The 10,671-nt window shown below is 43.2% G+C and carries 10 protein-coding genes and 1 tRNA gene; 4 read left to right on the forward strand and 7 right to left on the reverse strand.

Features of this window, described 5'->3' with window-relative positions:
• Nucleotides 1-59 precede the first annotated feature (59 nt).
• Complete coding sequence (locus tag JK188_RS02300; RefSeq protein WP_211887799.1) at nt 60-1,439, forward strand: esterase-like activity of phytase family protein; 1,380 nt, start codon at nt 60-62, stop codon at nt 1,437-1,439.
• A gap of 107 nt (nt 1,440-1,546) precedes the next feature.
• On the opposite strand, the gene JK188_RS02305 is transcribed toward JK188_RS02300, so the two are convergent.
• From JK188_RS02305 to ppiB, 5 genes are all read right to left on the reverse strand, one after another.
• A complete protein-coding gene (locus tag JK188_RS02305) occupies nt 1,547-2,800 on the reverse strand; it encodes an MFS transporter (RefSeq protein ID WP_211887800.1) in 1,254 nt (417 codons plus the stop codon).
• Between the two features lie 120 nt (nt 2,801-2,920).
• Nucleotides 2,921-4,006, reverse strand: a complete 1,086-nt coding sequence (gene purK / locus JK188_RS02310; RefSeq protein ID WP_211887801.1) for a 5-(carboxyamino)imidazole ribonucleotide synthase — start codon at nt 4,004-4,006, stop codon at nt 2,921-2,923.
• Nucleotides 4,006-4,521, reverse strand: a complete 516-nt coding sequence (gene purE / locus JK188_RS02315) for a 5-(carboxyamino)imidazole ribonucleotide mutase (protein WP_211887802.1) — start codon at nt 4,519-4,521, stop codon at nt 4,006-4,008. Before purE ends, purK begins: the two co-directional genes overlap by 1 nt.
• A 169-nt stretch (nt 4,522-4,690) precedes the next feature.
• A complete protein-coding gene (gene lpxH / locus JK188_RS02320; protein WP_211887803.1) occupies nt 4,691-5,413 on the reverse strand; it encodes a UDP-2,3-diacylglucosamine diphosphatase in 723 nt (240 codons plus the stop codon).
• A gap of 11 nt (nt 5,414-5,424) precedes the next feature.
• Nucleotides 5,425-5,919, reverse strand: a complete 495-nt coding sequence (gene ppiB / locus JK188_RS02325; RefSeq protein ID WP_006659258.1) for a peptidylprolyl isomerase B — start codon at nt 5,917-5,919, stop codon at nt 5,425-5,427.
• Between the two features lie 300 nt (nt 5,920-6,219).
• On the opposite strand from ppiB, the gene cysS reads away from it, so the two are divergent.
• Together cysS and JK188_RS02335 are read left to right on the forward strand one after the other, a co-directional pair.
• On the forward strand, nt 6,220-7,608 hold the full coding sequence (gene cysS / locus JK188_RS02330; RefSeq protein WP_187129559.1) for a cysteine--tRNA ligase: 1,389 nt from the start codon (nt 6,220-6,222) through the stop codon (nt 7,606-7,608).
• Nucleotides 7,609-7,949: 341 nt separating this feature from the next.
• Complete coding sequence (locus tag JK188_RS02335; protein WP_211887804.1) at nt 7,950-9,035, forward strand: protein-tyrosine phosphatase family protein; 1,086 nt, start codon at nt 7,950-7,952, stop codon at nt 9,033-9,035.
• Nucleotides 9,036-9,097: 62 nt separating this feature from the next.
• On the opposite strand, the gene ybcJ is transcribed toward JK188_RS02335, so the two are convergent.
• Together ybcJ and folD are read right to left on the reverse strand one after the other, a co-directional pair.
• Complete coding sequence (ybcJ, locus tag JK188_RS02340) at nt 9,098-9,310, reverse strand: ribosome-associated protein YbcJ (protein WP_211887805.1); 213 nt, start codon at nt 9,308-9,310, stop codon at nt 9,098-9,100.
• 17 nt (nt 9,311-9,327) lie between these two features.
• A complete protein-coding gene (folD, locus tag JK188_RS02345; RefSeq protein ID WP_036952132.1) occupies nt 9,328-10,185 on the reverse strand; it encodes a bifunctional methylenetetrahydrofolate dehydrogenase/methenyltetrahydrofolate cyclohydrolase FolD in 858 nt (285 codons plus the stop codon).
• A 188-nt stretch (nt 10,186-10,373) separates the two neighbouring features.
• Between folD and JK188_RS02350 the strand changes: the two genes are divergently transcribed.
• Nucleotides 10,374-10,450, forward strand: a tRNA-Arg gene (locus JK188_RS02350).
• Nucleotides 10,451-10,671 lie beyond the last annotated feature (221 nt).

Consider the following 10,671-nt stretch of genomic DNA (forward strand, 5'->3'; position numbering starts at 1 on the left):
ATTCGCCACGGTTATGATTCCGCCATCAATTATTGATGGTATGAAATAGGAAAATAACAATGGTTCGCCTTACACCAATAACTTTCAAACTAACATCCCTTTCTTTATTAATTGGTTTACTCTCATTTAGCACCGCAGGGGTTGCTCAACAAATTTCACAGAAACAAGTGCCAGCCACACTTGCTGGGCATGCCATTTTATCGGTGGATGCGACAGTACCAACGCCGGAAAATGCACCTTCGGATATGCAACATAGTGGCAAATACACTACAGGAACCCGCGTTGATACACTGAATAAAGTGGAGGGAAAATCCGATGGGCGCCCAACAGGTAAGTTTGTTCCAATCAAGGGGCAACCGTTACAAGGTCATTCAGGTATCAAGCGTATGGCTGATGGTACCTACTGGGTTCTCACAGATAACGGCTTTGGGAATAAAATGAATTCCCCTGACTCTATGCTGTATTTAACTCAGTATGATATTGATTTTAAAACGGGGAAAGCCAACCCGTTGAAAACAATTTTCTTCCACGATCCCAACAAAATTATTCCTTTTCATATTATTAACGAAAGCAGTGAAAAGCGTTATTTGACGGGAAGTGACTTTGATCCAGAAAGTTTTCAATTTGCCGATGGTTCCTTATGGGTGGGTGATGAATTTGGGCCTTATCTCATCAAAATGGATTTAAATGGCAAGGTGTTGGCGCTATTTGAAACGCAAGTTGAAGGCAAGAAAGTCATTTCCCCTGACCACTACACACTGACAACACCGGGCAAACCTGCGGATAAAGTGACTTTCCAAGTCAATCGCTCAAAAGGTTTTGAAGGAATGGCATCATCACCGGATGGAACCAAACTTTATCCGATGTTGGAAGGGGCTTTGTGGCAAGAAGATAAACAAGACTATGAGAATGTGAACGGCAAAAAAGCGGCGCGTATTCTTGAATTTGATGTGAAAAAGCAAGATTGGACTGGGCGCAGTTGGTTATATGTTTTTGAAGATAATCAAAATGCCATCGGTGATTTTAACCTGATTGATGACACTCACGGTTTGATTATCGAACGTGATAATGGGGAAGGCACTGCGGATAAAGCGTGCGCTGAAGGCGAAAAAAACAAAGAAAACTGCTTTAGCAACTTAGCAAAATTCAAACGTGTTTATCGCATTGAATTTTCAGATAAAAATGTAGGTGATACAGTGGATAAACAAGCCTATGTTGACTTAATGAACATCCAAGACCCTAACAAGCTAGCCAGGAAACCACTAAATGATGGGGTATTTACCTTCCCATTCTTCACGATTGAAAATGTGGATGTGGTGGATAATGAACATATTATCGTCGGTAACGATAATAACTACCCGTTCTCTTCCAGTCGTGAACCCAATCAAGCGGATGATAATGAATTTATCTTGCTGAAAGTACCAGAGTTATTGAAGTAATTTGTAATCGGTTATGCCGGTAAGAAGTAGAACGTGTAAATGGATCCTTGTTTTCCCTTGGTTTGATAATTTGCTCGGGTTGCCCCGAGCTTTTTTCTTTTTGCGGGCTAATCTTTTTTTACTTCTAAAGCAGGGGGCTTCATCATTAAAGTAAAGAATAGGATCACGATAACAGGAGCTGCGATGGTTAAAAATGCAGGGGTAAAACTGCCTGTAATATCCTTAATTGCGCCTGCGATAAATGGCGCTAAACAGGCAATAGTTGAGATTAAATTGACGACCGAGAACAACTCTAAATAAGGTCCGCGACCAAAATAATTGGACAGTAAAACACTGGACGCTAAGAAGGTCATACCGTAGCCAACACCCACGCAAATCACGAACAAAATCAGCGAGAACCATGATGTGGAGATACTCAATGCCACTACGCCAAGCACCATAATAATTAGGCTACCAATCAGTAAACGTTTCGGCTCCAACCATTCACCCGCCGCACCGCCTAAGAAGCGCGAAAATGCATTCACAAACGCCATGGTACTTAACAGAGAAACCGCGATAGTCATACCAAATCCACGCTCTTCAATGTGCGCCACTGCAAAACTGTTTACTGTAATACCGCACCATAAAAAAGAGGTGTAAGTCGCGGCGATTAAATAGAACTGCCAAGTGCGTAATGCGCGGCGAACTGTCCAAATCTCTGCGGTGCGATAAATAGGCTTATTCGCATGACTAACTTGTTTTTGCATTACTTTTTTGGCGTGATCTTGTTCTTTTTTCCCTTCACGTAATGCCAAGATAGTGATGATTGTGACAATGCTAAGATAAACTGCACATAATACCCAGTGCATTCGCCAAGAGCCTAATTGATTCGATGCGTAGAAGTAAATCCAAGGACCTGCAACGCCACCCAATCCACCAATCGTGAAATACAATCCAAATGCCAGAGATTGTTTTTCAAATAGGCGAGAAAGTACATAGGTACCGGGAACGGTCGCTAATAGTGTAAACCCAATACCAATCAAGGCAGTGCCTAAGAAATAGGTGCTGATCGCTTCGGTGGAATAGAGGCTATAAAAGCCAGAACAGAAAACGAGCATGCCTAAAAGCAGTGTAAGACGAACACCGACTTTACGTATCAGCAATGAGGGTAAAAAGCTCGCTAAACCGCAGGTTAAACCAAGTAAAGTAAAACCAAAGCCTGCCTCAGTCCAACTCCATTTTAATTCGCCGATCATGCTCGGTAATACTACGCCTAATGAGGTAAATGTGGTGGCGGTAGCAAGGAAATAAACCAGTCCGAGGAGAATAAGAATTGACCATTGGTATAACGGACTAAACGGTGAGGCTTGTGTTTCTGGCATATGTACTCCAGTGGTGCCCTAGTGAGTTAGTCATCACTCACAAGTAATCACTATAAAAGTAGGGCAAAAATAGCACAATGCCCGAAATATTACTCTCGGGCACGAATAGCGCTATTTTCCCTATTTTTGGCGAGAGTACCAGCCTAATTTTGTTTTTGCCCACTCAATGCCACTTTTATACTCATTTGGCAGCATTGGGATCAAACTATCGAGGGTATTTTCGAGTTGATGAATATCGCTATGAGTCAGATTTAAGTGACCCACTTTACGTACTGGGCGCACTTCTTTCTCATACCAATGTAAATGGACTAAAGACAGATTCAACCATTCTTGGTTAACATCAGTGCCAATTAAATTGACCATTACCGCAGGGCTGAAAACTTCTGGTGTCGGCATCGGTAAATTTAAAATCGCGCGTAAATGAAGCTCAAATTGGCTAATGGAAGCGCCGTTTTGAGTCCAATGCCCACTATTATGAACGCGAGGGGCGATTTCGTTGATCAGCAGTTTATCGCCAACCACAAAACACTCCATTGCCATCACACCGATATACCCTAACTCATCCATCACGGCACTGAGCATCGTCTGTGCTTGTTGCTGCTGGACAGGGTTTGCATCAGGAAAAGCCACACTGGTGCGTAAAATCCCTTCTTGGTGAAGATTATGGGTGATTGGGTAGAACACTGATTCACCGGATTGGCTACGGGCACCAATTACGGAGACTTCAGCATCAAATGGGATCCCTTGTTCGACGATGCATTCACCGTAAATTTCCGCAGGGAGCGTTTGCTCATCACCGGGGCGAACACGCCATTGGCCACGACCGTCGTAGCCACCGGTTCTGCGTTTCACTATCAAAAAATCACCCAGAGTGGCAAACAATTCTGGCCATTGGTCTGGCGATTCTAATAGTGCCCAAGGCGCTGTCGATAAATTTAACGAGTCGAACAGGCTTTTTTGTGGGAAGCGGTCAGCTAGACGTGGAAATATATCACGGTTAATAAACGCATTATGACGCGCTAACTCTTTGGTTAATGGGGTTTCTGGCCAACGTTCAATTTCAGCGGTGATCACACTTTGTTGATAAGGTACCGCTTCAGGCTCGGCATCTAACCCAACAGGAAAGACAGAAATACCTAGCGGTTCGCCTGCTTGGCGCAGCATGCGACCTAATTGACCGTTACCAAGGACACAAACCGGTTTCATTACGCATCCCTCGGATCTGGGTTATTTAATACGTCGTTGGTTTGTGCTTCACGCCATGCGGATAAGCGATTGAATAGCTCGCTGTCATGATTGGCTAAAATTTGTGCTGCTAGCAGTGCGGCGTTAGCTGAGCCCGCTTTCCCAATGGCAAGTGTGCCAACGGGAATGCCTTTTGGCATCTGAACGATAGAATACAGGCTATCGACACCACTTAATGCAGCGCTCTGTACAGGGACACCAAGGACGGGAACCAACGTTTTTGCGGCTAACATTCCCGGCAAATGGGCGGCACCACCGGCACCCGCGATAATCACATCAAAACCATTTTGTTTGGCATTTTCAGCAAAGGAAAATAGTTTGTCTGGCGTGCGATGTGCGGAAACAATCTCAACATGGAAAGGCAGTTGCAGTTCGGTCAGCACGTCAGCGGCATGCTGCATGGTTGTCCAATCACTTTTAGAACCCATAACAATGGCGATTTTTGCCGCAGATTGAGCAGGAACTTGGGCAGTCATTTGGTGTGATCCCTGTATTGAAAAATATCACCCTAAGGGTGGGAATGTGAATTGCCCCGATCATATCACGGTAATTAGGTAAGGAAAACGTTTGCGTGATTATAAAATAAGCAAACAGTCATACTGACAACCAACAATTTATCTGCGTGTCTTTATCAAGATAGGAATGTTAAAAAGGAAAGAAAATAAGCTCAACGCCGTTTTCGTTGATCACAAAGGCGGAGCCTTCGCTGTGCCATGCGCCTAAAACGCCACGAAAATGAAGTTGACCACCGAGATTAATCTCGTGGATAGCAGGGCGATGCGTATGTCCGTGGATAATCCATTGTGCTTGATGTCGGTTTAAGGCATCAATCACCGCGTCGGGATTGACGTCCATAATGGCTTCGGATTTCATACTGCTGGCATATTGGCTATTGCGACGCATTTTTTGTGCGATGCGGCGGCGAATAAAGAGCGGTAGCAGTAAAAATACCCGTTGGATCCAAGGAGTATGGACCTTTTTACGGTAGTTCTGATAAGCAGCATCGTCGGTGCATAAGGTATCACCGTGCATAATTAAAATACGCTTATCATATAGTTCAAGTAGGGTTTCTTGGGGCAAAATGGTCATGCCGCACTGTTTTGCATAACGTTGACCCAATAAAAAATCGCGATTGCCATGAATGAAATAGCAAGGGATACCGCGTTCACTCAGCTGTTTTAGGGCTTGAGCCACTTGCTGATGCAAGAGGGTATTATCATCGTCGCCAATCCAATAATTGAAAAAGTCACCGAGAATATACAGGCTGTCGGCGTGTATGGCTTGCTGTTCAATAAATGTAAGAAAACCGGCGGTGATCGCCGGTTCATCTTCACTTAAATGCAAATCTGCAATGATATAAGTGGACATAAATTCAGGAATTACTCGCTGACAGTCACTTTTTCAATCACTACGTCTTCGCGAGGTACGTCTTGGTGGAAACCACTACGACCAGTAGAAACGCCTTTGATTTTGTCAACAACGTCCATACCTTCAACCACTTCAGCAAATACGCAGTAACCCCAACCATCTGGGCGCTCTGAACGGAAGTTTAAGAAGTCATTGTCAGCGACGTTGATGAAGAATTGTGCTGTTGCTGAGTGTGGGTCGTTAGTACGAGCCATTGCTAATGTACCGCGGCTGTTTTTCAGTCCGTTATTAGCTTCGTTCTTGATAGGCGCTTTAGTGTCTTTTTGGTTCATGCCTGGCTCAAAACCACCGCCTTGGATCATGAAGCCGTTAATAACACGGTGGAAAATGGTATTATTGTAGAAACCTTCGCGGCAGTAAGTTAAAAAGTTTTCGACAGTGACAGGTGCTTTGTCTGCGAAAGTTTTGATAACGATGTCACCGTGATTGGTATGAAATGTAACCATAATAGCTATCCTGAATAATTGTTTTTTATGCGCTAACTTGCGAAAGCGTTGAGATCAGCAAGTTTATATCACAGATAAAACCTGACTTGAAGCGACAGTGTGTTTGCAAAATAGGTTATCCCATAACAATGACCTAATAAATAAGGCGATAAAGTCAGGCGCTAACCTTGCTTTCTTCGGATGATCGCGATTCAATACCGTGCTATTTTCGTAAGGTTGAATTTGGATATTTTATCCTCAACATTGCGATAATCTGATGTATGATAGATATACACGTACTAATAAAATGGAAATAAAAAGATGCTGCAGATTTTCAATACACTGAGTCGTCAAAAAGAAGAATTTAAACCCATCCATGCTGGAAAGATTGGGATGTACGTGTGTGGCATCACCATTTACGATTTGTGTCATATTGGTCACGGTCGTACCTTTGTGGCTTTCGATGCAATTAGCCGCTATTTACGCTATTTAGGCTATGACCTGAATTATGTGCGTAATGTAACGGATATTGATGACAAAATCATTAAACGTGCAGCTGAAAATAATGAAAGCGTGGAAGAGTTAACCACTCGCATGTTAGCGGAAATGCACAAAGATTTTGATGCATTAAATATTCTACGTCCAGACAGTGAACCACGCGCCACTCGCCATATTCATGAAATCATTGAGCTAACTGAAAGCTTGATTGAGCGTGGTCATGCTTATGTTGCAGATAATGGTGATGTGATGTTTGAAGTTAAAACTGATCCAAACTACGGCTTATTATCTCGCCAAGACTTAGACCAACTACAAGCGGGTGCCCGTGTTGAAGTGGCTGATGTAAAACGTAATCCAATGGACTTCGTGTTATGGAAAATGTCCAAAGAGGGTGAACCAAGCTGGGAATCACCGTGGGGATTAGGTCGCCCAGGCTGGCATATCGAATGTTCGGCAATGAATAGTAAAACATTAGGTAACCATTTTGATATTCATGGCGGCGGCTCTGACTTAATGTTCCCGCATCATGAAAATGAAATTGCGCAATCTACCTGCGCCCATGATGGTCCTTATGTTAATTACTGGATGCATTCTGGTATGGTGATGGTTGATAGAGAAAAAATGTCTAAATCTCTCAACAACTTCTTTACCATCCGTGATGTATTAGAGTACTACGATGCGGAAACTGTACGCTACTTCCTACTTTCGGGTCACTATCGTAGCCAACTGAACTATACCGAAGAGAACTTAAAACAAGCGCGTACCGCATTAGAACGCCTGTATACAGCGCTGCGCGGCACGGATAAATCGGCTGTACCAGCAGGCGGTGAAGAGTATAAGAGTCGTTTCTGTGAAGCGATGAATGACGACTTCAATACACCAGAAGCTTATTCAGCGTTGTTTGATATGGCGCGTGAATTAAACCGCCTGAAAACTGAAAATATGGATGCAGCAAACGGCATGGCGGCTCAATTACGTGAGCTAGCAAAAGTGCTGGGACTGTTAGAGCAAGATCCTGAAACCTTCCTGCAAGGTGGCGCACAAGGCGAAGATGATGCGGAAGTCGCAAAAATCGAAGCGCTGATTAAACAGCGTAACGATGCGCGTCAAAGTAAGGATTGGGCTCTGGCGGATCAGGCGCGTGATGCGTTAGCGGCGATGGGGGTTGTTTTAGAAGACTCGTCAGCTGGCACCTCATGGCGTCGCAAATAATTCTCGTCATTCTTCGAACCGTAGCTGTGTTGCCGGCACTCGCTAACCCTAGTCACATACTTGTGTATGCTCCTAGGGATTAGCTCCTTTGGCGCCTTGCTACAATTCGAATAATTTAGAGAATCTAGCTTAACTAGCTTAACTAGCTTAACAAATAAGAATAAAACCCACTAAAAAGGATCTATTTTTGGTGGGTTTTTTTATGGCTGTTGCGGCTAAATTTGCAAGCGTGGTGTGGGGCGGTTATCGATAATGTTAAGTGAAATATAGACAGTGGAGTTTAACATTGGGGCACCGAAACGGTGAATTCACTCACAATGAAAACATAGATAAGGATAAATATGTTTCCAATAAATAATAATCGACCAACCGCATCACAATCGACAGAATTTCCAACATCATCAAATACAAGCCATCTCCCTGAACGTATTAAATCTATCCAAAATATCTCCGAACTTAGCCCGAATTTGGCTGAAACAAAACTCGTTAAAAGAAATAGACCAAAGTTAAAATTAGATATTGGAGCCACTATTCAGCGCTCTGTATTTGATAAATTGTTAGAGAAAACAAATGCACTTATCGAAGAGAAAAACATTCAATACGATCAGGAGGATAGAGGTCAGCGTTATCAGGATATTGGTAGTGCGAAACATACGCAAATATCAATACGGGGCGCTGATAAACCCATTGTGACTCTCGCTGCAAACCGACTCCAAGTGGGGGGCGAAAATTTAGCCATCCGCTGCCAATATCCCAAAGATAATGACCAAGCCATTGAAAATCATTTATCTATGCTTATGGCAAACAAAACTCCGATATTAGTCGTCTTAGCATCAAAACAAGAGATTGATAATTCTATCTTTCAAGGAGAGAAGCTCCCGCCTTACTTTATGAGTAATCAAAAATATGGCGCCGTTGAAGTCACTTTTGAACAAGAAAAAAAGAACTATAAAGTAGAACCTAAAAAAGCAAACACAGGGGCGAACCCGTTGGAATTTAGCCAATATAAAATGGAGATTTCTAATGGTCATAAAAAGCATTCAATCCCAGTGCTCCACGTGACTAATTGGAATGATGGGGGAACGGTGACAACGGAGGAGTTAGTTAAATTAAACCAGCTTATTAGAGTCATCAATGAAGGTAGCTTATTTGAACTCTATAAAAATCAAGGTGTAGATATAGGAGGAAGAAATAAACCGCTTCCCGTTATTCATTGCAAAGCTGGTATTGGTCGAACAGGGGTATTAGCGGCATGCATGCAGTGGAGAAAGGCAGGAAATAAACTATCGATGGAAGATATCGTATTAGCATTGCGGGAGACAGGAAGTCCGAATATGGTTCAAAATGAAGCGCAATATCGGCAATTACAAGAATTCACAAATGTGCCATTATCCCCAACAAGAACAATCGGTAAGTGGGCTTTTTGATTGAATAACAAAAGGTAAGCTGAATAGGGCTCAGCTTACCTCTATCAAGGATGTAGTGGGAACTACTCTTGAACTGTGATTTGTTCGCTTCCCATAGAAACGACTTTGCCAGCGACAATTTTACAGCGTTTACGTGTTTCAACAACGCCATCAACTTGCACTAAGCCATCAGCAATCATTGATTTTGCCATCGCACCACTTTCTGCCCAACCTTCAATTTTTAGCAGGTCGCATAACTCGATATGGGGATGACCATCAAGATGAAAAATATCCATTGTGACTCCAAATTACATTAAATATCGTGGTACTCTTCGCACGCCTGTAACGTGTTTTGAATCAGTGTAGCCACGGTCATTGGCCCAACACCGCCCGGTACTGGCGTGATCCATGCAGCGCGTTTTGACGCTTCATCGAAATCAACATCTCCAGTTACTTTGCCATTTTCTAAGCGGTTAATACCCACATCGATAACGATAGCGCCCGGTTTGATCCATTCGCCTGGAATAAAGTTAGGTTTACCCACAGCCACGACCAGTAAATCCGCATTACGGACATGCTGTTCGAGATCTTTGGTAAAGCGATGAGTAACGGTGGTGGTGCAGCCCGCTAATAATAATTCAAGGCTCATCGGACGACCAACAATATTTGATGCACCAATGATAACGGCGTTTAAACCGTAGGTATTAATGTCATAACGCTCAAGTAAGGTAACAATCCCTCTTGGGGTACAAGGACGCAGGCGAGGCGCACGTTGGCATAAACGACCGACGTTATAAGGGTGGAAACCATCGACGTCTTTATCGGGATGAATGCGTTCAATCACTTTGACGTTATCAATGCCAGCAGGTAATGGTAACTGAACTAAGATGCCATCAATTTCATTATCTTGGTTAAGGTCATCAATCAGTTTGAGCAGTTCAGCTTCAGTTGTCGTGTCTGGTAAATCATAGGAGCGAGAAATAAAGCCAACTTCTTCGCAAGCACGTCGCTTACTGCCAACATAAATTTGAGAAGCGGGATTAGCGCCTACGAGAATAACGGCAAGCCCGGGGGCTCGTTTACCATTGGCAATACGAGTTTGTACTTTTTGAGCAACTTCCTGTCTAATTGCTTGCGCAATCGTTTTCCCATCAATAATTTTTGCTAACATCTGTAACTTAATCCATATATGAGACACGGGGGATGCCTCTATTTTGTCAGAACTTGCTAGTAATGTCAGGTCTATCTGATAGATAAAGTAAGCATATCGTTATTTAAGTAGTGAAAAGCCATTGACTCGGCGCTCAGCAACCGTATAATTCAACGCCATCAGCCAGATAGGCTGTCTGCGCACACAATGCGCCCTTAGCTCAGTTGGATAGAGCAACGGCCTTCTAAGCCGTAGGTCACAGGTTCGAATCCTGTAGGGCGTACCATTCTCAAGCAAGCGCATATCAATAGACATCACAGGATGTCTTTTTTATGCCTGAAATTCATGGAATCAGCTGATTTTAGCCTTTCTTCGTTCAATTAACGTCTACCTATTCAACTATAAGGTAATTCATCATTAATACCTAAAATAGTTGTGGGTTTTGGATGTTGATATCCTTGTTAGGTGATGAATATGGTGCTTTCTGCTCAAACTAAACCATATAAT

The sequence above is a fragment of the Providencia sp. JGM181 genome (assembly GCF_018257375.1).
GTDB classification, from domain to species: domain Bacteria; phylum Pseudomonadota; class Gammaproteobacteria; order Enterobacterales; family Enterobacteriaceae; genus Providencia; species Providencia lanzhouensis.